The sequence below is a fragment of the Methylosinus sp. LW3 genome, from assembly GCF_000527115.1.
GTDB lineage: Bacteria > Pseudomonadota > Alphaproteobacteria > Rhizobiales > Beijerinckiaceae > Methylosinus.
Window position 1 is genome coordinate 1,507,591 of record NZ_AZUO01000001.1, and the last position, 25,107, is coordinate 1,532,697.

Genomic DNA, 25,107 nt, shown 5'->3' on the forward strand with positions numbered 1-25,107 from the left:
CCGAGCTGCGTTGCGGTGAGGCCGGCGAGCTGCGTGGAGGTGAAGGCCTGCACCTCGGTCGAGGTCAGCGCGCCGAAGGCCGTGGCCGAGAGCGATCCGATCTGGGTTGAGGTGAGGTTGGCGACCTGGGTTGTCGAGAGATCGCCGACGCTTGTCGCGCTGAAGGCCGCGATCTGGCTGGTGGAGAAGTCGGCCGCATCGATGGCGTCGAGATAGGAGGCGGAGAGGCCGCCGATCTGCGTCGCCGTGAGGCCGCGGACCTGCGTCGAGGTGAGGTCGGTGACCTGCGTGGTGGAGAGGTTCGAGATCGCCGTGGTGGTGAGCTTGCCGAGCTGCGTTGCGGTGAGGCCGGCGAGCTGGGTGGAGGTGAAGGCCTGCACCTCGGTCGAGGTCAGCGCGCCGAAGGCGGTGGCCGAGAGCGATCCGATCTGGGTGGAGGTGAGGTTGGCGACCTGGGTCGTCGAGAGATCGCCGACGCTTGTCGCGCTGAAGGCCGCGATCTGGCTGGTCGAGAAGTCGGCCGCGTCGATGGCGTCGAGATAGGAGGCGGAGAGGCCGCCGATCTGCGTTGCGGTGAGGCCGCGCACCTGCGTCGAGGTCAGATCAGTGACCTGCGTCGTGGAGAGGTTCGAGATCGCCGTCGTGCTGAGCTTGCCGATCTGCGTGGCGGTGAGGCCGGCGAGCTGCGTGGAGGTGAAGGCCTGCACCTCGGTCGAGGTCAGCGCGCCGAAGGCGGTGGCCGAGAGCGAGCCGATCTGGGTTGAGGTGAGGTTGGCGACCTGGGTCGTCGAGAGATCGCCGACGCTTGTCGCGCTGAAGGCCGCGATCTGGCTTGTCGAGAAGTCGGCCGCATCGATAGCGTCGAGATAGGAGGCGGCGAGGCCGCCGATCTGCGTGGCGGTGAGGCCGCGCACCTGCGTCGAGGTGAGGTCGGTGACCTGCGTGGTGGAGAGGTTGGACAGCGCCGTGGTGGTGAGCTTGCCGAGCTGCGTTGCGGTGAGGCCGGCGAGCTGCGTGGTGCTCCAGGCCTGGACTTCCGTCGATGAGAGGCCGGCGAAAGCCGTCGCCGACAGGGCGCCGATCTGCGAGGCGCTGAGGCCTTCCGCCTGAGTGGTGGAGAGATTGCCGGCCGCGGCGCCGTCGAGTCCGGCGATCTGGGAGGTGGTCAGATTGGCGAGATTGACCGCGATGAGATCGTCGGTGCTCAGCGCATTGAGCTGCGAGGTGGTGAGGCCGCGCACCTGCGTCTGGCTCAGCGAAGTAATCTGCGTCGTCGAAAGATTGCTGATCGCCGTGGTGGTGAGCTTGCCGATTTGCGTGGAGGTGAGCGCGCCGATCTGTGTGGCGTCCCATCCCTCCAGCTCGGTCGAGGTGAGCGCGCCGATCTGCGAGGAGGTGAGCGCCGCGACCTGAGTGGCGGTGAATTCGTCGGCTTGCGTCGTCGTCAAATTGCCGATCTGCGCGAGCGAGAGGCCGGCGATGGCGTTGGCCGAGAGCGCTGCGATCTGCGTCTGCGCGAAAGATTGGAGATCGGTCGAGTTGAGCGCGTTGAGCTGCGTCGATTTGAGCGCCGCCGCCTGCGTGGTGCTGAGCGCCGCTATGTCCGTTGTCGTCAGATTGGATATGATCGTCGTGGTGAGCCCGGCAACCTGAGTGGCGGTGAGAGAGGTGAAGATCGAGGTCATCGGGCGCTCCGCTTCCAATGAAGCTGTTTACGAAGAAACGAAAGTTTGACGGCGTGACGGTTCTCGGCCCGAGCGCGCTCGGTCCGCATCGGGCGTGAGCGTAGGACGCAGCGAGGACGCGCGAGCGATCGCTCCGGCGCGAGGGGCCGGCGGCTGTGCCTTGGTCACGAAGGTTTTTGGAGAACACCGTCGCGCTTGGCCGTGCCTCCAGCGGAGTCCTGCGAGCCGGAATGGGCTCGCGAGTTCCTGGCCGGGCCGGCGGCGGACAGATCATCTGTCCTGTTCGGCGCGAATACGAAGCGATCCCTTATCGGAGGCTTCGCGGTTTTGAAGATCGCACGGAGGTCTTAATAAACATCTAAATGAAAGAGCTAACGAATTCCTATGATTTCGGTTCGAGGATTCGTGTCCGAGGGAGCCGTCCGCGAAGCGGCGTCGCCATGCTCGCGCAGCGGCGCGCTCACGCGTTTGCGCGGAGTTCTCTCTCGTCCAGCGCCACCGATTTCACCAGCGCATAGACTTGCGCGCCGACGCTCAGATTCATCTCGGCGACCGATAGCCGCGTCGTCGCCGAGATGAGCCGATCGCCGCCTTCGAGCTCGAGCCGCACGAAGGCGAGCGGACTCGCGTCCTCGTCGATCGCGACGATGCGGCCGAGAAGCACGGTGCGTATGCTGGTGTTCTCCGGCTTGCGGTAGGCGAGCGCCACATCGGTGGCGTTGATGAGCGCGCGCACCTTCCGGTCGCCGTTGACGATATGCGCCGCGACGACGATCTCGCCCGAGGGATGCGCGAGCCGCGTCACGCCATAACGCGCATCAAAGGCGCCGACATGCGCCACCAGCGCGCTGACCACCGAGAAGCGGCCGCCTTCTGTATGCCGGCTCGCGGCGGCGAGCGTCTCCGAGGGCAGGCCCTGCGCGACAATGCCGCCGCGCTCGAGCGAGATCACCTCGTCGGCGAGGCGCAATATCTCGTCGGCCGCGTGAGACACGAGCAGGATCGGAATCGAGAATTCGTCGCGCAGCCGCTCGATCAGCGTCATGATCTCCTGGCGCCGGTCATAGTCGAGCGAGGCCATGGGCTCGTCCATCACCAATAGGCGCGGCGAGCAGAGCAGGGCGCGGGCGAGGCCGACGCGCTGCCGCTCGCCGCCCGAGAGCGCGCCGGCGCGGCGGCGCAGCAGATGCGCGACGCCGAGCGTCTCGACCACGGCCTCGAATGGCACGCGGCGCTCCGCCTTGGGCGTGAAGAAGCGGCCGAACAGAATATTCGTCTTTACGTCGAAATGCGGAAACAGCAGCGCATCCTGAAACACGAGGCCGATTCGGCGCTTCTCCGGCGGCACGAAGAGACGCTGCGCCGTATCGACGAGAAGCGCGCCATTGACGACGATATGGCCCTCGTCCGGCGCCGCGAGGCCGGCGACGAGATGGGCGAGCGTCGTCTTGCCGGAGCCGGACGGCCCATGCAGCGCGAGGATGCGGGCCTTGGAGGTGAAGGCGGCGGCGAGAGTGAAATCGCCCCGGCGCAATTTTATATCGACGCCGATCATTTGCCGGCTCGCGTCGCATCGGCGCGCTTTTGCAAAATCTCCGAGACGATGAGGGCGGCCACGGCGATCGTCGCCGATACGGCGGCGAGCCGCAGCGCGTCGGCGTCGCCGTCCGGCGTCTGGGTGAAGCTGTAGATGGCGGAGGGAATCGTCTGCGTCTCGCCGGGAATATTGGAGACGAAGGTGATCGTTGCGCCGAACTCGCCGAGCGCCTTGGCGAAGCCGAGAATCGAGCCGACGATGACGCCGGGCGCCGCTAGAGGCAGCGTCACCAGGAAGAAGGTCCACAGTGGATCGGCGCCCAGCGAGCGCGAGGCGAGCGCCAGCCGCTCGTCGATGCTCTCGAAGGAGAGGCGAATCGGGCGGATCATCAGCGGAAAGCTCATCACGGCGGCGGCCAGCGCCGCGCCGGTCCAGCGAAAGGCGAAGACAATGCCGAAATATTCCGCGAGAAAGTGGCCGAGCGGCGTCTTGCGGCCGAGCAGCAGCAGCAGGGCGAAGCCGGTGACGACCGGCGGCATGACCAGCGGCAGATGAATGAAGGCGTTCAGCGCCGCATGGCCGGGAAAGCGCCAGCGCGCCAGAGCATAGGCGACGAAGACTGCGAGCGGCAGGGAGAACGCCGTGGCCGTCCCCGCGACCTTCAGGCTGAGGACGATCGCCGTCAGCTCCTGCGGGGAGAACTGGAGGGAAGGCGCAAAATCCGAGAGGTTCATGCTCTGAGGATTTACGCCTTCACTCCCGCTACGTCGAGCGCTTATATAGCGCCGTTGATCCAGCGCAGCAATTCGCCCTTGGGCGCGGCGCCCACCTTCTGCGAGGCGGCCTTGCCGTCCTTGAAGATGATGAGAGTCGGGATGGAGCGAATGCCCAGCATGCCGGCGACATTGGGATTCTCGTCGACGTTGAGCTTGACGATCTTGAGCTTGTCCTTGAGCTCGGTGGCGATCTCCTCGAGCGCCGGCGCAATGGTGCGGCAGGGGCCGCACCATTCGGCCCAGAAATCCACGACGACCGGCTGGTCGGATTTCAGAACCTCGGCTTCGAAGCTCGCATCGGAGACTTTGACGGTCACGGCAGACATGGCTTTCCTTTCGAATTGAAACTTTTCCGAAAGAGTAGGAACCGCGCGGCGCCGCGTCAAGCCGAGGTCGACCCTGGCCGGGCGGCGCCCGGCCGATCCGGCCCGCCCGGCGCCGGACCGTTGACAGAGGCGGCGCCGAGCTGGTCTATGCGGCTGCGCCGCCGCATTCGATCCCAGGAGGTTCGGCCTGTCGCTCGCTCAGATACCGCCCATCGCCTATGTCGCTCCCTTTGAGCGGGCCTGGCACCATAGGGAGCTCATCCGCGCCGTGGTGCGGCGGGAGCTCACCTCCAGATTCCGCGGCTCCGTGCTCGGGCCGCTCTGGGCCGTGCTCGCCCCGCTGATCATGCTGCTCACCTATACCGTTTTGTTTTCTATAACGGTTCCGCAATTGTCCGCGGGCATGAGCACCAGCGATTACGCGGCCGGCATCTTCATCGGGCTCATCGTCTTCAATTTGTTCAGCGAGCTCGCCTATCGCGGGCCGGGCCTGCTGCACGAGCATGTGACCTTCGTGAAGAAGTCGATCTTTCCCAGCGAGACCATCGCCTGGGTGGCGACGATTCGCGCCTTCGTCTATGGCGGCATCAGCCTCGGCGTCTATGTGGTCTTCCGCCTGCTGACGGCCGGCGAATTGCCGATGACGATTTTTTTCGCGCCGCTGCTGATTCTGCCCTTCGCCTGCTTCATGCTCGGCGTGGTGTGGTTTTTGATGGCGCTCGGCGCCTTCACCCGCGATGTGGCGCATATCATGGTGTCGGTCGTGCCGGTGCTGATGTTCGCGACGCCGATCTTCTATCGGCTCGATCAGATGCCCTCGCATATCTCGATCTGGCTGCGCCTCAATCTCGTCGGCGACTATATAGAGATGCTGCGCGGCGTGGCGCTCGACGGCGTGCTGCCCAATCCCATCGCTTATGTCGCGCTGTCGCTGGTGTCTTACGGGATATTCCTGTTCGGCTATCAGTTCTTCATGCGCTACAAATCGGTCATCGTCGATGTCATCTGAACCCATCATCCGCTGCGACGGCGTCGGCAAGGCGTTCCAGCTCTATCTGCACCGCAACGACCAGCTGAAGCAGATCCTGTTCGGCCTGTGGAAGAAGTTCTATCAGGAGCATTGGGTGCTCCACGACATAGGCTTCGAGGTCGGCAAGGGCGAGAAGGTCGGCATTATCGGCCGCAATGGCGCGGGCAAGACGACGCTGCTGCAAATTCTCTGCGGCATCACGCGGCCGACGCGCGGCTCCTTCGAGGTGAAGGGCCGCGTGGCGCCGATTCTGGCGCTGGGCTCGGGCTTCGACGGCCTGCTCACCGGACGCGAGAACGCCATGATCGGCGGCGCGATCCTCGGCCTCAAGCGCAAGGAGGTGGAGAAGCGCCTGCCGGCCATCGCCGAATTCGCCGATATCGGGCCTTTCTTCGATCAGCCAATGCGGCTCTATTCCAGCGGCATGGTGGCGCGCGTCGCTTTCGCCATCTGCGCCAACGCCGACGCCGATATTCTCATCGTCGATGAGGCGCTGTCGGTCGGCGACGAGGTGTTCCAGGCCAAATGCGAGGCCTTCATCGCCGATTTCGCCAAGACCGGGACCATTTTGATGGTCTCGCACGATCTGCGCTTCCTCGGCGATCTCTGCGACCGCGTGATCTGGATCGACGAGGGCGCGGTGCGCGAGACCGGCGCGCCGGATGTCGTCATTCCCCATTATCGCGAGGTCGTGCTCGCCGCCGCGTGATGTCGTCATTGCAAGCGAAGCGAAGCAATCCAGGAGTCGAGGGCGGCCCCTGGATCGCCGCGTCGCTTCGCTCCTCGCGATGACGAAGGTTGGTCAGGCCGCGAGGGTCTGCGGCTCCGCGGCGATGGTCTCGAAGGCCGAGAGCTTGCGCATCGGGCTGGTGTTTCTGTTGCGCCGGTAGATCAGCAGGATCGACACGCCGATCTCGAGCGCCGCCGCTCCCGCCAGAAGAAAGGCGAAGCGCGCATCGGCGCGCAGCAGCGATTCGAGCGCCACCAGAAAGAAAATATGCGTCGCCGGAATGGCGATGATGACCAGCGAACTCATGCCGCCGCGTCGCCCGGTGACGCTGCCGAAGGTCAAGACCAGCGCCATGGCGAGCAGCGTATGCGCGATGGCGAGCGAAGGCACGCCGAAGCGCTTGGCCGCCTCCGCCATCCATTCGCCGGCCTGGCGGCGGTCGAGCTTGGCGGTTTGCCAATTGGCGATGAATTCCGGCAGAGTCAGCTCATAGACGCCGCGCCAATTGCGCGGCGGCAGCGATTCGCTACCCTGCATCGGCAGCGCCATCGCATATTCGTCGAAATTGGCGATGCGGACCTCGTCCGTGTCGAAGGGCTTGGTTTGAATGCTGCCGTTGGACAGCGCCACCACGACGCCGGAGGGCTGGCGGCGGAACTCTGCACGCGCCGCGGTGATCGTCTCCTCCTGGCGCTTCTCGATGGAAATCTGCCGCACGAAGAGATTGACGGCGACGTCCGGCGACTCCCAGCGCTGGAGATAGAGAGTCTTCACGCCATTGTCGAAAGTGTAGAAATGCGCCGCGTCCAGCATGCGGTGATTGAGCGAGTTGCGCACCACATTGATGACGTCTTGCAAGCCGCTGGCGTAATAGGGCGCCATGAGATTGGCGAGCCCATAGCCGAAGACGACCAGCGCGCCGGCGCAGACGATCGCCGGCCGGCAGATGGACCATACGGACAGCCGCAGCGCATAGAGCACGGCGATCATGCCCTCATTGGACATGCGTGCGAATTCGAGCGCCGTGGCGACGCCTATGGCCATGGGCAGAGTGATGAAGCCGACTGTCGGCATGGTGCCGACCAGCGCCGGGGCCAGCAGGCCGGCGCGAATCGCCGCCGGGGTCAGCGTGTAGAGCAGATAGGAGAGCACGACCGGCACGATGAGCGCGAGCTGGACGACGAGCGTGCTGAACAGGATGCGCCGTGCGAGATAGAGGAAAAGTAGGCGAGGCATGTGTCCTGTTCCGTGCGACGAAATCGACCCGTCCCGGAGGGAGGGCCGCCGCCGCACGGCAGTCTCATAGCGGAATTCGGCCTATTTGCGAAATTTCGCCCAGGAGGCTTTGGAAAACTCCTTCCACGAGGCGTCGAAAACGCCCGTCGAGGGGAGGGCGGTCGCCCCAGCCCAATGGCAGAAGTAGATTTCCTTGCCGTCTGGATCGAGCGGCTTGCCCTCGGAAAAGGTGATTCCGGGCGCCTGATAGAAGCTCTCATGCGAGGCGCGCTCGACGCAATGCGGCAAAAGCGTGATGGCGAGCCCGCGCCGATGCGTCACGAAATTCACCAGAGGCTGGGCGAAGAGCTGCCCGCGCTTGCGCACCTCGTGGAAGAGCTTGGCGTCCTCGCGCATCGTCTCGATGAAATGGTCGAGCTTCAAATATTGGTTGGACGTGACCCAAAAGCCGTCGTTGAACAGCAGCGCGTCGCGCAGGAAGGGGTAATTGGCCTTCTTCTCGTTATAGACATATTCGAAGCTCGGCGAGGCGACGATGAATTCCGTCTTCTTGGCCTCGAGCCGGCCGAAAATGGGCGAGAAATCGCGATAGAGCACCACATCGACATCGACATAGGCGACCTCGTCGAGCGGCAGGGCGAGGGCCTGCAGCTTGCGCAGCCGGCGGCGATTGCCGTTGAACGGGCCGGGATAGAGCTCGGCGGCGAGTCTGTCGATCGCCTCGGGAACCTCCTCGATGAAATGCGCGCCGTATATGTCCGCCGCGCGCCGCGTCTGCGCGACATTCTCGTCATAGGGGACGAGATAGAGCGGCAGATGCGCGTTGGTCTGCGCATAGCTCTCGAGGAAGGGGAGCAGCCAGTCGATGATCTTGTCATTGCCGACGATGGCGATCCCATAACGCTTGCCGGCCGCGGCCCCGCTCTGATCGGGGGCGGCGCGTGGCAGGGAAAAATCTGGATTTGCGGGTCGAAGGCTCATATACCCCGTCTACTTGGAAACGCCGCCGCAGGGCAAGCGGGGCGGGCCGATACGGGGACGCGCAGGAAGAGGCGTTTCCACCTCCCCCTTCGAGGGGGAGGTCGAGCGCCGAAGGCGCTCGGGAGGGGGGGCTCTCCGAGTCTCGGGGCTACGCACCACGCCGGCCGAGCCTCTTCCTCATTGGGGGTGGGTGGGGCGCGCCTGCGTCCCATCGTCGCGCGGAACGGGAGGGGTCGATCGAGCAGCTTGTTTCCAACGACGCTTCCGTCGCCGTGGGGCCGCTCGCGGGGAAGACGGTCGCGGTGGTTCACGCCGCCTGGCATTCCTGCGGCAGCTATCAGGTCAATGTCAGCCAGCTCGAGGCCTATCGCGCGCTCGGAGCGCGGACGATTTCCGTCGCTCTGATGGACACGCCGGCCCCGCGGCCGCCGCGTGGGCCGCGCTGGGAGGCCTATTTCGCCGCCTCCGCCGATCTGCCGGCCGACAAGCGCTATTTCTGCGGGCCGAGCCGGCTCGCCGCTCTCTCGCCGTCCTTTCTCGCCCATGCGTGGTGGCGGCTGATCCATGGCGATCAGGCGACCTGGCTCGTCGAGCTCGCCAAGCTCGTCGCTCTTCCTCCCGGCCTCGCAGACGAGAATGTCGATCTCGTGCATGCGAATCATTACTTCACGCTGCCCTTTGTTGCTCGACTGCTTCGTGGAAGAAATGCGCCGGTCATGGTCGAGACGCAGGACATACAAGCGCGACAATATATTCTGCGCAATCAGGGCGGCTTTTTCCTGCCGCCCTACGTGACCTATGACGATATGTTGTCGGTAGAGCTCGAGTGGATGCGCGCGGCGGATCTCTGCATACATCTCAATGAGGAGGAGCGGGCGGAGTTTGTCCGTCTGCTGCCGCAGGCGCGTCATCGCCTCGTCTATCCCGCCATTGCGCCGGTTCCCTGCGGGCCGGGCGGCGATCGCATCATCATCGTCGCCAGCGACAATTACGGAAATTTCGTCAGCCTGCGCTGGTTCCTGCGCGAGGTCGCGCCGCTCGCGCCTAGCGTCGAGGTGGAGATCTACGGCAATATCGATTCGGGCGTGAAGCGCCTCGACAAATCGCTCTACGAGTCTCACCGCGCGCTGTTCAAGGGGCGCATCGACGACATCGGCGCCGTCTATGCGCAGGCCGCCTGCGTGCTGCTGCCGACGATCGAAGGGCATGGCCTCTCGGTGAAGGCGGTGGAGGCGATGGCGAGCGGCGCGCCACTCATCGCCACGCGCCGGGCGTTTCGCGGCATGGCCATCGATCCCGAGCGGCTCGGCAATGTCATTCTCGCCGATGAGGCCGCCGATTTCGCCGCCGCCCTGCGCGAGATCGGCCAGCGTCGCGACGCGGGCGCGCGCGAAGTCTCCGACACGCGCCGCCTCTATGACGATATGTTCAGCCCTGCGGCCTATGCGCGCGCCTTGCACGAGACGGCCGCGCCGTTGCTCGTGCGATGAACGACGCTCACGCAATGAAAGACACTGCTTCTCTGCCGCTCGCCGGGCGTCATGTCGCCATTGTGCATCCGGCCTGGCACTCCTGCGGCACATATCGCGTCGTGCTGGGGCAGGTCGCGGCCTATCGCGCGCTCGGCGCCCGCGTCGCGCCGGTCGCCATATGCGATCTGCCCGGCTTCACGCCGGAACGCGCCTGGCGCTGGCGCGCTTTCGTCGAGGCGACGCCCGAGCTATCGCGAGGCGAACGCTGGTTCGGCGGCGCGTCTTTCCACGCTTTCGCGGCGCCGCGCTTTCTGCGCGATGTTCTGTGGCCCTTTCTCCATGGCGATCAGGCGGTCATTCGCGCCGGCGTCGCCGAGCGCGCGGAGCTGCCGCTGGGCCTCATGGATCGCCGCTTCGATCTCGTGCATTGCAATCATTTCTTCCTGATGTCGGTGGCGAAGCGCCTCGCGCGCGGCGCGCCCATAATGCTCGACAGCCATGATCTGCAAGCACGCCAATTCGCGCTGATGAACGAGCGTGCGCCCTTGCTGCCGCCGCGCGTGACCTATGAGCAAATGCTCGCCCGCGAGCTCGATCTGATGCGCGGCGCCGATCTTCTGCTGCATCTCAATGCGCAGGAATATGATGATTTCCGCGCGCTGCTGCCTCAGAAGCAGCATGCGCTGCTCTATCCGAGCGCGCCGGAAGCGCCGCTCGGCCCCGGCGGCGAGGATATTCTGCTCGTCGCCAGCAACAATAGCGCCAATGTCGATAGCGTCTGCTGGTTCCTGCGCGAGGTTCTCGGCGATACGAAAATTCCGCATTTGCGCATCGTCGGCAATGTCGACGCCGGCGTGAAGGCGCGCGATCCCGCGCTCTATGCGGCGCATCGCGCGTGTTTCGTCGGCCGCGTCGACGATCCGGGCGCCGCTTATGCGACGGCGCGGCTCGTGCTGCTGCCGACGATCAGCGGCCATGGCCTCTCCATCAAGACGGTGGAGGCGCTGGCGAGCGGCCTGCCGCTCGTCTCGACGACCCACGCCTTTCGCGGAATGCATGTCGATCTCGCGCGCTTTACCGATGTGACGATTGCCGACAGCGCGGAAGATTTTGCGCGCGCGTTGAAGGCCGCGGCGGTCGACGCGCGCGTTCCGAGCGAGACGCAGCGCGCGGCGAGCGAGATGCGCCGCTTCTATGACGCGCATTTCTCGCTCGACGCCTATCGCGCCAATCTCGCCGCTCTGGCGCCGACGCTCATCGGCGCGCGTCACACATAGTCCAGCATAGATGCGAGATCGAAGCTCGAGCGCTTCCCCAGCGCATCGCCATTGCGCTCGAGAAACTCCTCTGCGCGGCGTCTTCCTTCCTCGCGCAGCATCAGCAGGAAATCCCATTCGGCGATCAGCTTGGAGGAGGCCGACAGCTCCGCGGCCATGTCCGTCGCGATGGCGTGAATGCGCATGGAGGCCCAGCGCGCGCCCTCGCTATGGCCGGGATCGGCGACCTCGCGCAGCAGCGCGATCATGCGCAGCTCTTTGAGCAATGGCGAGTTGAAGGAAATCTCGTTCAGCCGGTTCAAAATATCGATCGCGCTGCGCGGCGTCTCCTTGCGCTCGATCGGATTGACCTGCACCAAAATCGTGTCCTGCGACGCGCATTCTCGCACCAGCGGCGTGATGGTCGGATTGCCGGCGTAGCCGCCGTCCCAATAGGCCTCGCCGTCGATTTCTATCGCCTGGAACATTGTCGGCAGGCAGGCGGAGGCGAGCAGCGCCTCGGCGCTGAGATCGGCGTTGCGGAAAACGCGCGCGCGGCCGGTGCGCACATTGGTCGCCGTCACGAAGAGCTTGATCGGCGAACGCGCCAGACGCTCGAAATCGATGGTCTCGCACAATATGTCGCGCAGCGGATTGGCGCCGGCGGGGTTGAGGTCATAGGGCGAGACCAGCCGCGAGGTCATGTCCATGGCGACGAAGGCCGGCGAATTGTCCAGCGTCCAGCGGCCGAGCGCCATATCCAGCGGGCTGCGCTGCAGCGGGCTGAAGCGGGCTGCGGCGGCGACGCGCCGCCAGAACTCCTCCATCGTCGCACGGGCGCCCTCGACGCCGCCCTGCGAGAATCCATGGATGAGCGCGGCCGCGTTCATCGCCCCGGCGGAAGTTCCGGAGACCCCGTCTATGCGCAGCCAAGGCTCCTCGATCAGCCGATCGAGCACGCCCCAGGTGAAGGCGCCATGCGCGCCGCCGCCCTGCAAAGCCAGATCGACGAGGATTTCGTCTCGCATCGCGCCTGTCCCGCCCACAACCATATCCAGGAAAGATAGGGCGTCGGCTTCGCTCGCCATCCCGCGCTGCTGGCATTATATGCCAATAGGGGTTAGGATTTGGAAAAAAGGGAGCCGTCCATGCCGACCCGCAATGTCGTCCTCACGGAGAGGCAGGAAAGCCTGATCGAGGCGCTCGTCCAGAGCGGGCGCTATCAGAATGCGAGCGAGGTGTTGCGGGAAGGCCTGCGCCTCGTCGAGAGCCGTGAGATCGAGGAAGCGCGCAAGCTCGAAGCCCTGCGCAGCGCGGCGAGAGAAGGCGCTTCGGCTTTCGACCGGGCCGAGTTCAAAGAATTCGCCGACGCCTCCTCGCTTCTCGCGCATCTAGACGCGCTCGCCGCCTCCGGGGCCTCGGAAAAGTGACCGAGACGTCTTGGCGCATCCGCCTCGGCGCCGAGGCGGAGCGCGATTTTCTGCGTATCCTGCAATATACGGCCGAAACCTTCGGGCCGCGCCAGACCGCAATCTACAAAGCGACGCTCATGGACGCCCTCGCCGAGCTGACGCAAGGGCCGAATGTGGCGGGTAGCAGGGCGCGGGACGAAATCCTCCCCGGTGTTCGCACGCTCCACCTCGCACGGCGCGGCCGCCGAGGACGGCATTTCATCATGTATCGCGCGGCGGAGGGGAAGGTCGTCGAAGTGCTGCGCATCCTGCATGACGCCATGGACCTCGCTCGGCATATTCCGCCCGATATCGGTTGACGCTGTGGCCAGCTCGGCGCGGAGCGCCTATCTGAAATCCCTTCGCTCCTTCACGCAGACCGGGCTTGCACGTAGACCGGGCTTGACCCGCGCCGCCGAGGCGCCATTCTTCCGTCATGATCCGCATGGGCCATCCGATACCTCCCGCCGGCGCGCAGAGCTTCGCCAATCTCGGCGACCGGCCGCGCGAAATCTTTCGCCAGATCGTCGACACCTATCTGTCGAGCGGCGATCCCGTCGGCTCGCGCCAGCTCTCGCGGCTGCTGCCCATGGCGCTGTCGCCGGCCTCGGTGCGCAATGTGATGCAGGATTTGGAGGAGCTCGGACTCGTCTATGCGCCGCACACCAGCGCCGGCCGCATGCCCACAGAGCTCGGCCTGCGCTTTTTCGTCGATTCTCTGCTGCAGATCGGCGACGTCGCCGAGGATGAGCGCGCGCAGATCGAGGCGCAGGTCGAGGCCGCCTCCAAGGACCATGACCTCGAGGGCGTGCTGGCCGAGGCCACGAGCATGCTCTCCGGCCTCACCCGCGGCGCCGCCGTGGTGGTGACGAGCAAGGACAATGCGCGGCTGAAGCAGATCGAGTTCGTGCGCCTCGAGCCCGAGCGCGCGCTCGCCATTCTCGTGGGGGAGGATGGCTCGGTCGAAAATCGCGTGCTGCAGGTGCCGCGCGATCTGCCCGCCTCCTCGCTGATCGAGGCGGCCAATTATCTCAACGCCCGCATTCGCGGCCTCACCCTCGGCCAGGTCCGCTCGGAAATAGAGGATGCGCGCAAGGCGGCGCAGAACGAGCTCGACGAATTGACCGCCCGGCTCGTCGACGCCGGGCTCGCCAGCTGGGGCGGGGCGGGGGCGGAACATCGCCAGCTGATCGTGCGCGGACAGGCCAATCTGCTCGAGGATCTGACCGCTATGGCCGATCTCGACCGCATCCGCCTGCTGTTCTCCGACCTCGAGACCAAGACCGAGGTCATCGATCTCCTCGAGCGCGCCGAGACCGGCGAGGGCGTGCGCATCTTCATCGGCTCGGAGAATCGGCTGTTCTCGCTCTCCGGCTCCTCGATGATCGCCGCGCCGCTGCGCGACGGCAATAAGCGCATCGTCGGCGCGCTGGGCATCATCGGCCCGACGCGGCTCAATTACGCGCGCATCGTGCCCATGGTGGATTATACCGCGAAAGTGGTGGCGCGGGTCGTGGGCGGTTAGCGCTCGCGCGCCGATTTCGGATAGGGAATTTTCATGTCACGGCCCGACGACGCATTCGACGCGGCGGCGCATTTCGACGAGGCTTCCGCGACGCGATACGATCGGCGCATTCGATCGTTCTGTCCGAGCTATGACGCGTTGCATCACATGACGACGGCTTGGCTCTCGCGCCTGCCGGAGCGCGCCGAATTTCTCTCCGCCGGCGCTGGAACGGGCGCCGAGATTCTCGCTCTCGGCAGCCGTTTTCCCCTCTGGCGCTTCACCGCGGTCGAAGTCTCGATCGATATGATGACGGCTTGCCGGAACCGTGTCGCCGCCGCGGGCATGGCGGAGCGCGTCGCCTATTTCCAGGGGCGTGTGCAGGAGTTTCGATCAGCGACGTCCTTCGACGCCGCTTCGTCTATCTTCGTGTCCCACTTCATCGCGGGGCGGGAGGAGAAGCTCGCCTATTTCCGCGCGATCTCGTCGCTGCTGAAGCCTGGAGGATCATTCATCCTCGCCGACCTTTTCGGTGACAGAGCGTCGAGCGAATTCGGCGCGCTGCTGGACGCATGGCTGGCGTCCTACGCGTCCCATGGAGTCGCTGCGCCGGAACTGGAGAAGGATCGCGCCCATATCGAGAATGACATCGCCTTCGTTTCCGAGAGTGAATTGCTCGAATTGCTGCACGAGGCGGGCTTCGACGCGCCCATCCGCTTCTATCAGACCTTCCTCTTCGGCGGCTGGATGATGACGAAACGAGTCTGAGAGCGGTCACGCGTGTCGGCTCTTGCAAACAAAAACGGCGCCCCGTGGGGCGCCGTTCTGCGTTTCGCGAGACGAAGGTCTCAGTAGTTGTAGGCGCGCTCGCCGTGCTCGGCGATGTCGAGGCCCTCGCGCTCCTGATCCGGAGCGACGCGCAGGCCGATCACCACATCGACGATCTTGTAGAGGATCGCCGAGCCGATGCCCGAGTAGAGGATCGTCGCGCCGACGGCCGTCGCCTGCGAGATCATCTGCTGCGCCATGTCGTATTTGCCGGCGAAATTCTCGCCGATGTTGGTGTAGTCGGTGATGCCGACGCCGCCGAGGTCCGGGCTCACCAGAATGCCCGTGGCCAGAGCGCCGGTGATCCCGCCTATGGCGTGCACGCCGAACACGTCGAGCGAGTCGTCATAGCCGAAGAGGTTCTTCACCTTGGAGACGAAGAACAGGCTGATCGGCGAGACGATGAAGCCGAGCGCGATGGAGCCGATCGGACCGGCGTAGCCGGAAGCCGGCGTCACCGCGACGAGGCCGGCCACGGCGCCCGAGATCAGGCCGAGCAGCGACGGCTTGCCCTTCAGCGCCCATTCCGCCAGCAGCCAGGAGAGCGCCGCCGCGGCGGTCGCCACCATGGTGTTGACGAAGGCGAGCGCCGTCGTGCCATTGGCCTCGAGGTTGGAGCCGGCGTTGAAGCCGAACCAGCCCACCCACAGCAGCGAGGCGCCGACCATGGACAGCGTCAGCGAGTGAGGCGGCAGCGCCTCCTTGCCGTAGCCGATGCGCTTGCCGAGGATCAGCGCGCCGACAAAGCCGGCGATGCCCGCGTTGATGTGGACGACGGTGCCGCCCGCAAAGTCCAGAGCGCCCGTGCCGTGCATCCAAGGAGCGAGGCCGCCGGCGATCCAGCCGACAGAGCCGATCAGCGTGTCGATCTCGCCTTGAGCGGCGGTCTTGGCTTCATCCGTCGTCGCGGCGGCGAGCTTGGTGGCCGCATCGACGATGGCGTTCGGATCGGCGACGCCCCACACCCAATGCGCGACCGGGAAATAGATGAGCGTCACCCACAGCAGCACGAAGACGAAGGCCGCCGAGAATTTGATGCGCTCGGCGAAAGCGCCGATGATGAGAGCCGGCGTGATCATGGCGAAGGTCATCTGGAACACGAAATACGCGTATTCCGGAATCACATGGCCGGGGGTGAAGGTCGGCGCGTTGGAGGAGGCGTCGACGCCCTTCATGAGCAGCTTGTTGAAGCCGCCGATATAGGCGTTGAGCGAGCCGCCGTCGCCGAAGGCGAGCGAATAGCCGTAGAGCGTCCAGACGACGCCGACCAGCGCGACGATCGCGAAGGTCTGCGTGAGCACGGACAACATGTTCTTCGAGCGCACCAGGCCGCCGTAGAACAGAGCGAGGCCCGGGACGGACATCATCAGCACCAGCGCCGAGGAAATGAGCACCCAGGCCGTGTCGCCGGGATTGGGAACAGGCGCGTTGCCGGCGGCGAGCGCGGGGTCGGCGAGGCCCACGGCGATCGCCGCGCCGACGAGAGTCGAAGCCGCAGACAGGCTCCGAGGCAGACGAAGTCTCATTTGGAACTCCTGGTGATTTTTCGTGAGTGGGTCAGAGCGCGTCGGCGTCGCGCTCGCCGGTGCGGATGCGGATCGTCTGCTCGAGGGGAAGGACGAAAATCTTGCCGTCGCCGATCTGCCCGGTATGGGCGGCGGTCGTGATCGCTTCGATGGCCTTGGCGACGAGCTCGGACGTCACGGCGACCTCGATTTTCAGCTTCGGCAGGAAGCTGACGGCGTATTCCGCGCCGCGGTAGATCTCGGTATGACCCTTCTGGCGCCCGTATCCCTTGACTTCCGTCACGGTGAGACCGTGGACGCCGATGTTCGTCAGCGCGTCACGGACCTCATCGAGCTTGAAGGGCTTGATGATCGCTGTCACGATTTTCATCTGCCTATCCTGTTGTTCTAGACCTTCATGGCGGTGACTGCTCGCCTTGCGAGACGGCGCCCAATGCGGCGATGGCCATGATGAGCACCGTTGTGCTCATGCCGCGAACCTTCAAATGCCGTGCCAGCTCTCGCGCCGCCGCGCGGGGAGACACGCATTGGAAAAGAACTGCGAAGCAAATCAAATCCGTGGCGAAGCGACGCAGGCGACAGGAAGCGCGCTGCGCAAAGGGTTTGCGCCCGCGACCGTGAGGTGCGGCGAGAGGGCGGGGGAAAGCGTAGGCGCCTGCAAAAAGGCAGCAGGCGCCTACTAAACAGTCAATCAGCTGCTCGAGTTTCGGATGAATGATCGCGGATCAAGCCTTCCTGCGCCACAGAGGCGACGAGCCGTCCGTCCGAGGAGAAAATCATTCCCCGTGTGAGCGTGCGCGCGCCGGCGGCGGTCGGGCTGTCCTGCGTGTAGAGCAGCCATTCATCGGCGCGGAACGGGCGATGGAACCATAAGGCGTGATCGAGGCTCGCGACCTGCAGCCGCTCGTCGAAAATGGAGCGGCCGTGCCGCGCCAGCGCCGTGTTGAGCAGCGTCATGTCGGAAAGATAGGCGAGCAGCGCTTGATGAACGGCAATCTCGTCGCCGATGCGCTCGGCGATCTTGAACCAGATGAATTGCCGAGCATCCGCCTCAGGATTGTTCAAAAAAAAGGCGCTCGGATCGACCACGCGTATATCGACCGACGGCGATCCGGCGATGCATTCCGAGGCGGCGAGCGGCAGAAAATCGGCGAAGCGCTCGGCCAGCGCGTTTTTCGTCGGCAGCGTCTCGGGCGCCGGCGCTTCTGGCGCGGGAAGGGCGTGCTCGAGGCCAGGCTCCTCGATATGGAACGAGGCCTCCATCGAGAAGATCGTCCGCCCGCGCTGCTTGGCCTCGCAGCGCCGCGTCGTGAAGCTCTTGCCGTCACGCAGTCGCGTGACGAAGAAGTCGATCGGCTCGCGCGGGTCGCCGGCGAGGATGAAATAGGCGTGCAGCGAATGGGCGGGGCGGTCGGCCGGCACGCTGCGCTGCGCGGCGACCAGCGCCTGGCCCACCACCTGACCGCCATAGACGCGCGCATTCTTGCACCGGCTGTAGCCACGGTAGGCGTCCGGGCCGATCGGCTCGAGATCGAGAAGCGCGAGCAGCTCGCGCGTGCTGTTGTGCGCGTCCATCAGTCGACGGGCCGGGCCTCCTCCGGCAGCATGATGGGAATGCCGTCGCGGATCGGATAGGCGAGCCGGGCGGAGCGGGAGATCAGCTCCTGGCGCTCGGAGTCATATTCGAGCGTCGATTTGGTGAGCGGGCAGACCAAAATCTCGAGAAGGCGCGGATCGACCTTCGTCGCCTCGGATGCGTCCTCGCCCTCACGCGCGGGCTTATCGGATTTGTCGCTCATCGTGACGCCTTTCTGCTCTGCGAGCCATAGGGCTTCGGGGAGATCTGGGCTTCGGGGAGATCGCTGCGCGCAGTCTCGGCCGCCTCCTGGTAAAACTATCTCGCTATATGCCGCAGCGGCGGAAAAAGTCTCTAATGGAATTGCGGCGGATCGTCGCTGTTCTGCGCCAGATCGAGCTCGGCCAGCGCGACCAGAATCTCGGCGCGCGAGCGCAGATCGACCGCCTCCAGCAGCGCCTGCTTCTCGCTGGCGCCGAAGGGGCTCATCATGGCGAGCGCATTGACCAGCGCCTCATTGGGGGCGGCGTCTATGCTCGTCCAGTCGACGTCGAGCTGGGAGCCGTCGGCGAACTCGCGCAGCATGCGGATCATTCCGGTGCGATCGACATTGTCCTCGCCGGCGCCGGGCTCGAGATCGACGAGGAAATCGTCATAGCTGACCCGGCAGCTGCGATAGGCCAGAGTCGTCGGCAGCTCTTCTTCTATGCGGAAGCGCGCTATGCCGGTGAGGGAGATGAGATAGCGGCCGTCGCCGGTCTCGGAGAAGCGCGTGATGCGGCCGGCGCAGCCGATCTTGTGCAGCGCGGGGGTCTGCTCGCGCTCGTCCTGGCCGGGCAGCGGCTGAATCATGCCGATGACGCGCTGCGAGGCGATGGCGTCATCGACCATGGCCAGATAGCGCGGCTCGAATATGTTGAGCGGCAGCTCGCCGCGCGGCAGCAGCAGCGCGCGCGTCAGCGGAAATACCGGAATGACGACGGGCAGGTCGCTCGTGTCTTTATAGGGATGATTGACGCTCATGTCGGTCAGCGGCGGTCGCCGCTACTCCTCGAGAAAACGCGCTCGCATCATGAGAACAGCAGCGACGACAGGCGTCGCCTGGCGCCTATGGTCGCTTTGTCGAGCGGTCCCCAGGCGTCGAAGAACTGGATGAGCTGCTTCCTCGCCCCGTCGTCGCTCCAACTACGGTCCTTTCGGATGATGTCAAGGAGCGCGGTTGCGGCCTCGTCGCGCTTGCCTTTGGCGTTGAGCGCGAGGGCGAGATCGAAGCGCGCCTGCAGATCGTCGGGATCGAAGGCGACGCGCTTGTGCAGCTCGTCGATCTCGCCGAGATCGGAGGCTGCGAGCGCATTCTCCAGCGACGCCGCCGCAGCGGCGACCAGAGAGTCGGCGCGGATCGGGGCGGGCAGGCCGTCGAGCAGCGCTTGCGCGTCGGCGAGGCGCTCCTGCTCGACATAGAGGCGGGCGAGCTCGGCCGCCGCTTTCGTGTAAGGGGGCTGGCGCGCGACGAGCTGCAGCAGGATCGCCTCGGCGGCCTCGAGCTGGCCCTCGCCGATCAGCGCCTCGGCGGTGAGGAAGTCGTCGGTTCCCTCGTCCTCGAGCGGGCCGGCGAGGCGCTCGATGAAGCCGCGCAGCTGCTTCTCCGGCAGCGCGCCGACAAAGCCGTCGGCCGGCCGGCCGCGCTGGAAGGCGACGACCGCGGGAATGGATTTGACGCCGAGCTGTCCGGCGACCTCTGGATGCTGGTCGATGTTCATCTTGACGAGCTTCACGCGCCCGCCGGCGGCCTTTACGGCGCGCTCGAGGGCGGGGGCCAGCTGCTTGCAGGGCTCGCACCAGGGAGCCCAAAAATCGACGAGCACGGGCTGGCGCAGCGACGCCTCGAGGACGTCGGCGCGGAAGCTCTCCGTCGTCGTTTCGGTCGTTCGGGCGTCGTCTTGCGCCGTCAGTTCCGCCGCCATCGCACCATCTCCCGCACCGCCTGCCAGACCTTCGATCGGAAATCGCTCTCGAGAATCATTCGCCGGAGCCAATTCGATCGATCGCGATTCCATTCGACCGGAACGCGCTCTAGGCGTCGCTCGCTCCGTCGCCACGCCGCATGAACGTCAGATAGACCGGTTTGCGTCCGGCCGCCATCGCTTTCGCCTCGTATTTCGTCTGCGTCCAGCCCTGCCAGGGCGTGAGCCAGTCCTTAGAGGCCGCCGCGGTCCATGCAAAATCCGTGGACTCTCGGACGCGCGCCAGCGTCCAGCCGGCATAATCGTCGATATCCGTGGCGAAACGCAATTCCCCGCCGGGGCGCAGCACATGGGCGAGCGCCTCCAATGTCTCCTTCGAGACGAAGCGGCGTTTGCGATGTCGGCGCTTGGGCCAGGGGTCGGGATAGAAGAGGTAGGTGCGGCCGAGGCTCGCCTTCGGCAGCCAGCCGATCACCTCCGCCGCATCGCCCTGGTGGAGGCGGATATTGGCGAGGCCCAGCGCGTCGATCCTCGCGAGCAGCTTGGCCATTCCGTTGACGAAGGGCTCGCAGCCGATGAAGCCGACGTCGGGCCGGGCGGCCGCGGCGGCTATCAGATGCTCGCCGCCGCCGAAGCCGATCTCGAGACGCACCTCCGCGACCGCGGTCGGAAACAGGCCAGCGGCGGAAGGGCAGGGCTGCGAGAGATCGAGCGTCAGCCGCGGCAGCAGATCCTGCAGCAGCCGCGCCTGGCCGGCGCGCAAGGCCTTGCCCTTGCTGCGGCCGTAGAGGCGGCGCGCCACATGGGCCGCGCCGCCGTCGATCGCTTCTTCCAGGTCGCCGTCTCGTTCCATGGCTCAGTCTTTGGCGTCTTTGTCGCCGAAGATCGCCTGCGTCAGGAGAACTGCGCCTTCAGCGCGTCGACGAGATCGGCGCGCTCCCAGGAGAAGCCGCCTTCCTCGTCCGGCGTGCGGCCGAAATGGCCATAGGCCGAGGTGCGGGCGTAGATCGGTTTGTTGAGCTGCAGATGCTCGCGAATGCCGCGCGGCGACAGGCGCATGATCTGCGGCAGAATGGCCTCGAGCTTGTCCTCGGGAACCTGGCCCGTGCCGTGCAGATCGACATAGATCGACAGCGGCTCGGCCACGCCGATGGCGTAGGAGAGCTGCAGCGTGGCGCGATCGGCGAGGCCCGCCGCCACGATGTTCTTGGCCAGATAGCGGGCGGCGTAGGCGGCCGAGCGGTCCACCTTGGTCGGGTCCTTGCCGGAGAAGGCGCCGCCGCCATGCGGAGCCGCTCCGCCATAGGTGTCCACGATGATCTTGCGGCCGGTGAGGCCAGCGTCGCCGTCCGGGCCGCCGATGTGGAACTTGCCGGTCGGATTGACGTGCCAAACCGTCTCCTTGGTGACGAAGCCCGCGGGCAGCGCCTCGAGGATATAGGGCTCGACGATGGCGCGAACGTCCTGCGGCGTCAGATTCTCGTCGGTGTGCTGATGCGAGAGCACGATCTGCGTGGCCTCGACCGGCTTGCCGTTCTCATAGCGCAGCGTGACCTGGCTCTTGGCGTCCGGGCCGAGGCCCTTTTCCTTGCCGGTGTGGCGGGCGTGGGCGAGCTTCTCGAGAATCTTGTGGGCGTAATAGATCGGCGCCGGCAGCAGATCGGGCGTCTCGCGCACGGCGTAGCCGAACATGATGCCCTGATCGCCCGCGCCCTCGTCCTTATTGCCGGCGGCGTCGACGCCTTGCGCGATATCGGCCGACTGGGCGTGCAGCAGCACCTCGACATCGGCGTTCTGCCAATGGAAGCCGGCCTGCTCATAGCCGATGGACTTGATCGCCTTGCGGGCGACGTCGACGATCTGCTCCTTGGAAATCGCGGGGCCGCGCACCTCGCCGGCGATCACGACGCGATTGGTGGTGGCGAGCGTCTCCGCGGCGACGCGGATCTGATAGGGGTCGACGCCGAACTTGGCGCCCTCGCGAAAAAACAGATCGACGATTTCGTCTGAAATGCGGTCGCAGACCTTGTCGGGATGGCCTTCCGAAACCGACTCGCTGGTGAAAAGATAGTTCTGTCGCGTCACATCCAATCTCCGTCAATCGCCGCTCCGCCGTTCTCCGGCGGACAGACCTGTCCATTCGCCCAAATCAGTACAGGCGTCGTTCGTTTCGTCAAGCCGTATGTGCCAAAATGTTCTTTATAGAGAACTCGGTCGGGGTGAGCCGAGCTTCGGCCTATTTGTCGGCCGTATCGCCTATGCCCGGCTCCCGCGCGACTTCGTCCTGCTCGGCCAGCGTCGAGATGAGGTCGATGACACGCTTGCGCACCTTGGGGTCCTTGATGCGGGCGAAGGCGCGATTGAGATGCAGGCCTTCCGCCGTCGAGAGGAAATCGACGACATATTGCGAGGAGGATTCCTCCGCGAAGCCGTCGCCGGAGGCGGGCTGGGAGTTGGGGGCGCCCTCGAAGAAGAAGGAGGGCGGCACGTTCAGCGTCTTGGAAATCTGCTGCAGCCGACTGGCGCCGATGCGGTTTGTGCCTTTTTCGTATTTCTGCACTTGTTGGAATGTGAGGCCGAGCGCCTCGCCGAGTTTCTCCTGACTCATCTTCATAAGGATGCGTTGCATGCGCACGCGACTTCCGACATGCTTGTCGATCGGATCGGGCGCTTTTTTCACTGCGAATGCTTCCTTTTGCTCATCAGGTGCCGCCTTTTGTTCGAAGATGCTGATCTACAGTGGATTTCGCCCTTTCGATCGCTGGCGCGGACGTGCTCGCCACTGTGTCGAGGAGCGTGTCATCGCGCGCCCACACGACCGGAAGTCGAACCCGCGAGGCCGCGAAAGCGTCCGAACAGGGCGAAAATTATTGTGAAGAACCAAAGCGTTGAAGTCCAGCGAAAAGGATGGGCGGCAAAGGGAGGCGCGTCGGTCGCGCGCGGCAGGCGCGCATCGATGACGCCTTCGACGCCGAGCGGCAGGCGGTGGAGAATGCGGCCATAAGGATCGACGACCGCGGAAACGCCGGTGTTGGCGACGCGCGCCAGCGGCAGCCCTTCCTCAATGCTGCGCAGACGCGCCTGGGCGAAATGCTGATAGGGTCCGCTGGTCATGCCGAACCAGCCGTCATTGGTCACATTCAGCAGCCATTGCGGCCGCTCGCCGGCGGGCTCGACCGTCTCCCCGGGGAAGATCGCCTCATAGCAGACGAGGGGGGCGGCCAGCGGCAATCCCGGCGCAGCGAACCGTCGCGGCCCGGTTCCTTCGTCCCATGTTCCGGGGACCAGCTGCGAGACGCCGAGCGGCGCGAGAAGCTTGGAGAGTGGCAGATATTCGCCGAAGGGCACGAGGTGCGTCTTGTCATAGGCGGCGACGATGCGGCCGCCCTGAACGGCGAGGATCGAATTGAAAATCTTGGTGTGGCGCTTGCCGTCCTCGCGCCGCGCATCCTCCTCCGCGCGCGCCGCGCCGGTCAGCAGCACGGCCCCGCGCATGGTCGCGGCGATGCGCGCGAGCGCCTCCGGATCGCGCGAGAGGATGAAGGGGAAGGCCGATTCCGGCCAGATCAGATGCGTCGCATCGGCGACGCCGGAGCGGCCGGGCGCGACCGCGCGATCGGAGAGCTCGAGATAGCGGCGCAAAATCTCCGGGCCGTTCTCGGGCTTGAATTTCGCGTCCTGCGGGAGATTGGGCTGCATCAGCCGCAATTTGACGCCCTCGACATATTCCGTCTTGCCGGCGCCTAGCCGCAGCGCGCCATAGCCCGCCATGCCGACGGAAAGGACGAGCGCGACGATGATAGAGGGCGTGAGGCGGCGCGGGCCGTCGATGAGCGTTGCTGGCGCGGCGAACAGAATGACCGCGAGAATATCCAGCCCATGCAGTCCGACGATCGCGGCCGTCTGATCGAGGAAGGGAATGGCGGCGAGCGCCATGCCGAAATCATTCCAGGGAAAGCCGGTGAGGACGTAGCCGCGCAGAAACTCCGAGGCGCCGAGCCCGGCCGCGAGCGCGAAAATGCGCGCCGAGCCGCCCGACCACAACGCCCGCGCGAGCGCGAAGCCCAGCGCCGGAAACAGCGCGAGGACAGCGGGCGCGCCGATGACTGCCAGCGGCAGCGCCCAGGCGAATTGGTCCGGCTCCACCAGCATGGCCGCGCCGAGCCACCACAGCCCTGCGAGAAAATAGCCGAAGCCGAGCCACCAGCCGGCGCCCGCCGCGCGGCGCATGGAGCCGGCGAGATAGGAGAGGCCGCCGGCGCCGCGCGCGGACGCCGAGCCGTCGAGCAGCCACACGGAGACGCACATGGTCACGAGCATGGCCGGGGCGAGATCGAGGGGAGCCAGCGCCAGCGCGCCCACGGCGCCCGCCGCAAAGGCGATGGCGCGGCGCGTCCAGCCCTCGGCGAGGATGATGCGTTGCGGAAGTGTCGGTCCCGTCCGCGCGCCATCGGCGAAGGACCGGGTAAGAAATTGCTGCGCCATGTGCATCCGTTCGATTCGAATTGGCGTAACGACTTTATCCCGTCCAACGGCTACGCCCTAGAGCCGGCTCGAAAACGGCTCTCGCATTTCAATGGGATCGAATTGTGATCGCTCGCGCTATTTACGAGAATCGTTATCATTTTCGAGCGAGGCCGCGCTGTGCGGCGGCGCACGCGGCGATGGCCGCGAGAGACGAATCGAGAGACGAATTCGCCCGATGACCGCCAAGCGCCTTCTCATCCTCGCCCATGCGCCTTCGCCCAATACGGAGCGTCTGCGTGCGGCCGTTCTCGCCGGCGCGCGCGAGATCGCCGGCGTCGAGATCGCAATGCGCGCGCCGCTGGAGGCGACGCCGGAGGATGCGCTCGCCGCCGATGCGCTCATTCTGGGAACGACGGAAAATCTCGGCTATATGAGCGGCGCGCTGAAGGATTTCTTCGACCGCAGCTATTATCCCTGTCTCGACCGCATGCAGGGCCGGCCTTACGCGCTCTATATTCGCGCCGGAAACGACGGCGCCGGCGCGCGGCGCAGCGTCGAGAGCGTGGCGACCGGCCTGCGCTGGCGCGCCGTGCAGGAGCCGCTGATTTTTCGCGGGCCTTGGCGGGAAGAATTCGTCGAGGCGTGCCGCGAGCTCGGAATGGCGATGGCCGCGGGGCTGGAGGCGGGGGTGTTTTGACGTAGGCCGCGGTCAGTCGCGCGAGGCGTCGTCGATTCCGGCGCGCCTATCTTTCTTCGCGGTCT

25 protein-coding genes and 1 pseudogene are annotated in these 25,107 nt (G+C 65.6%); 9 read left to right on the top strand and 17 right to left on the bottom strand.

The genetic code is table 11. The annotated features are described in order from the left end of the window. The 4 genes and pseudogenes from METLW3_RS28765 to trxA form a co-directional block, all read right to left on the bottom strand. Positions 1–1,685 (bottom strand): annotated as a pseudogene (locus METLW3_RS28765) (hypothetical protein); the annotation flags it as partial. Between the two features lie 460 nt (positions 1,686–2,145). Further along, on the bottom strand, positions 2,146–3,240 hold the full coding sequence (gene modC / locus METLW3_RS0107535; RefSeq protein WP_024879347.1) for a molybdenum ABC transporter ATP-binding protein: 1,095 nt from the start codon (positions 3,238–3,240) through the stop codon (positions 2,146–2,148). Beyond that, positions 3,237–3,956, bottom strand: coding sequence for a molybdate ABC transporter permease subunit (modB, locus tag METLW3_RS0107540; protein WP_024879348.1), 720 nt, complete (start codon positions 3,954–3,956; stop codon positions 3,237–3,239). Before modB ends, modC begins: the two co-directional genes overlap by 4 nt. Positions 3,957–3,997: 41 nt before the next feature. Further along, the gene (gene trxA / locus METLW3_RS0107545; RefSeq protein WP_024879349.1) at positions 3,998–4,324 is read right to left on the bottom strand and encodes a thioredoxin; all 327 of its coding nucleotides are present in this window, start codon (positions 4,322–4,324) and stop codon (positions 3,998–4,000) included. 268 nt (positions 4,325–4,592) lie between these two features. Here trxA and METLW3_RS0107550 point away from each other — a divergent pair, with 268 nt between their 5' ends. Next, positions 4,593–5,333, top strand: coding sequence for an ABC transporter permease (locus tag METLW3_RS0107550; protein WP_024879350.1), 741 nt, complete (start codon positions 4,593–4,595; stop codon positions 5,331–5,333). Next, on the top strand, positions 5,323–6,063 hold the full coding sequence (locus METLW3_RS0107555) for an ABC transporter ATP-binding protein (RefSeq protein ID WP_024879351.1): 741 nt from the start codon (positions 5,323–5,325) through the stop codon (positions 6,061–6,063). Before METLW3_RS0107550 ends, METLW3_RS0107555 begins: the two co-directional genes overlap by 11 nt. Before the next feature lie 93 nt (positions 6,064–6,156). On the opposite strand, the gene METLW3_RS0107560 is transcribed toward METLW3_RS0107555, so the two are convergent. Together METLW3_RS0107560 and METLW3_RS0107565 are read right to left on the bottom strand one after the other, a co-directional pair. After that, positions 6,157–7,320, bottom strand: coding sequence for an LptF/LptG family permease (locus METLW3_RS0107560; RefSeq protein WP_024879352.1), 1,164 nt, complete (start codon positions 7,318–7,320; stop codon positions 6,157–6,159). Positions 7,321–7,401: 81 nt separating this feature from the next. Further along, positions 7,402–8,301: a hypothetical protein gene (locus METLW3_RS0107565; RefSeq protein WP_024879353.1), complete on the bottom strand. Its 900-nt coding sequence runs from the start codon at positions 8,299–8,301 to the stop codon at positions 7,402–7,404. 272 nt (positions 8,302–8,573) lie between these two features. On the opposite strand from METLW3_RS0107565, the gene METLW3_RS0107570 reads away from it, so the two are divergent. Together METLW3_RS0107570 and METLW3_RS0107575 are read left to right on the top strand one after the other, a co-directional pair. Beyond that, on the top strand, positions 8,574–9,791 hold the full coding sequence (locus METLW3_RS0107570; RefSeq protein WP_024879354.1) for a glycosyltransferase: 1,218 nt from the start codon (positions 8,574–8,576) through the stop codon (positions 9,789–9,791). 14 nt (positions 9,792–9,805) lie between these two features. Further along, entirely contained in the window at positions 9,806–11,050 is a 1,245-nt protein-coding gene (locus tag METLW3_RS0107575; protein WP_024879355.1) for a glycosyltransferase, read from the top strand. Here the strand turns inward: METLW3_RS0107575 and METLW3_RS0107580 are convergent. Continuing rightward, on the bottom strand, positions 11,041–12,057 hold the full coding sequence (locus METLW3_RS0107580) for a patatin-like phospholipase family protein (RefSeq protein ID WP_348625810.1): 1,017 nt from the start codon (positions 12,055–12,057) through the stop codon (positions 11,041–11,043). The two genes, METLW3_RS0107575 and METLW3_RS0107580, sit on opposite strands and share 10 nt — an antisense overlap. 120 nt (positions 12,058–12,177) lie before the next feature. Here METLW3_RS0107580 and METLW3_RS0107585 point away from each other — a divergent pair, with 120 nt between their 5' ends. The 4 genes from METLW3_RS0107585 to METLW3_RS0107600 all read left to right on the top strand — a co-directional run bounded on the left by METLW3_RS0107585 (position 12,178) and on the right by METLW3_RS0107600 (position 14,752). Next, positions 12,178–12,459 (top strand): type II toxin-antitoxin system ParD family antitoxin, encoded by a 282-nt coding sequence (locus METLW3_RS0107585; protein ID WP_024879357.1) that lies wholly within the window; start codon positions 12,178–12,180, stop codon positions 12,457–12,459. Further along, positions 12,456–12,800, top strand: coding sequence for a type II toxin-antitoxin system RelE/ParE family toxin (locus tag METLW3_RS0107590; protein WP_024879358.1), 345 nt, complete (start codon positions 12,456–12,458; stop codon positions 12,798–12,800). The genes METLW3_RS0107585 and METLW3_RS0107590 overlap by 4 nt, the downstream gene beginning before the upstream one ends. Positions 12,801–12,916: 116 nt before the next feature. Then, complete coding sequence (gene hrcA, locus METLW3_RS0107595; RefSeq protein WP_024879359.1) at positions 12,917–14,005, top strand: heat-inducible transcriptional repressor HrcA; 1,089 nt, start codon at positions 12,917–12,919, stop codon at positions 14,003–14,005. A 33-nt stretch (positions 14,006–14,038) separates the two neighbouring features. After that, positions 14,039–14,752, top strand: a complete 714-nt coding sequence (locus tag METLW3_RS0107600) for a class I SAM-dependent methyltransferase (protein WP_024879360.1) — start codon at positions 14,039–14,041, stop codon at positions 14,750–14,752. An 80-nt stretch (positions 14,753–14,832) separates the two neighbouring features. On the opposite strand, the gene METLW3_RS0107605 is transcribed toward METLW3_RS0107600, so the two are convergent. The 10 genes from METLW3_RS0107605 to lnt form a co-directional block, all read right to left on the bottom strand. Then, complete coding sequence (locus METLW3_RS0107605; RefSeq protein WP_024879361.1) at positions 14,833–16,338, bottom strand: ammonium transporter; 1,506 nt, start codon at positions 16,336–16,338, stop codon at positions 14,833–14,835. Between the two features lie 31 nt (positions 16,339–16,369). After that, a complete protein-coding gene (locus tag METLW3_RS0107610; protein WP_003610684.1) occupies positions 16,370–16,708 on the bottom strand; it encodes a P-II family nitrogen regulator in 339 nt (112 codons plus the stop codon). 317 nt (positions 16,709–17,025) lie between these two features. Next, positions 17,026–17,913, bottom strand: a complete 888-nt coding sequence (locus METLW3_RS0107615) for an acyl-CoA thioesterase II (protein ID WP_024879362.1) — start codon at positions 17,911–17,913, stop codon at positions 17,026–17,028. Further along, positions 17,913–18,137, bottom strand: coding sequence for a Trm112 family protein (locus tag METLW3_RS0107620; RefSeq protein WP_024879363.1), 225 nt, complete (start codon positions 18,135–18,137; stop codon positions 17,913–17,915). The genes METLW3_RS0107615 and METLW3_RS0107620 overlap by 1 nt, the downstream gene beginning before the upstream one ends. Positions 18,138–18,268: 131 nt before the next feature. After that, the gene (locus tag METLW3_RS0107625; RefSeq protein ID WP_024879364.1) at positions 18,269–18,937 is read right to left on the bottom strand and encodes an LON peptidase substrate-binding domain-containing protein; all 669 of its coding nucleotides are present in this window, start codon (positions 18,935–18,937) and stop codon (positions 18,269–18,271) included. A 47-nt stretch (positions 18,938–18,984) separates the two neighbouring features. Continuing rightward, entirely contained in the window at positions 18,985–19,878 is an 894-nt protein-coding gene (locus METLW3_RS0107630) for a co-chaperone YbbN (protein ID WP_024879365.1), read from the bottom strand. 109 nt (positions 19,879–19,987) lie between these two features. Beyond that, positions 19,988–20,731, bottom strand: coding sequence for a tRNA (guanosine(46)-N7)-methyltransferase TrmB (gene trmB / locus METLW3_RS0107635; protein ID WP_245267248.1), 744 nt, complete (start codon positions 20,729–20,731; stop codon positions 19,988–19,990). A 41-nt stretch (positions 20,732–20,772) separates the two neighbouring features. After that, positions 20,773–21,963 (bottom strand): methionine adenosyltransferase, encoded by a 1,191-nt coding sequence (gene metK / locus METLW3_RS0107640; RefSeq protein ID WP_024879367.1) that lies wholly within the window; start codon positions 21,961–21,963, stop codon positions 20,773–20,775. Positions 21,964–22,114: 151 nt separating this feature from the next. Then, entirely contained in the window at positions 22,115–22,558 is a 444-nt protein-coding gene (locus tag METLW3_RS0107645) for a helix-turn-helix domain-containing protein (protein ID WP_024879368.1), read from the bottom strand. Between the two features lie 119 nt (positions 22,559–22,677). Further along, complete coding sequence (gene lnt, locus METLW3_RS0107650; protein ID WP_024879369.1) at positions 22,678–24,363, bottom strand: apolipoprotein N-acyltransferase; 1,686 nt, start codon at positions 24,361–24,363, stop codon at positions 22,678–22,680. Positions 24,364–24,580: 217 nt separating this feature from the next. On the opposite strand from lnt, the gene METLW3_RS0107655 reads away from it, so the two are divergent. Continuing rightward, a complete protein-coding gene (locus tag METLW3_RS0107655; RefSeq protein ID WP_024879370.1) occupies positions 24,581–25,042 on the top strand; it encodes an NAD(P)H-dependent oxidoreductase in 462 nt (153 codons plus the stop codon). The last annotated feature ends 65 nt before the right edge of the window (positions 25,043–25,107 follow it).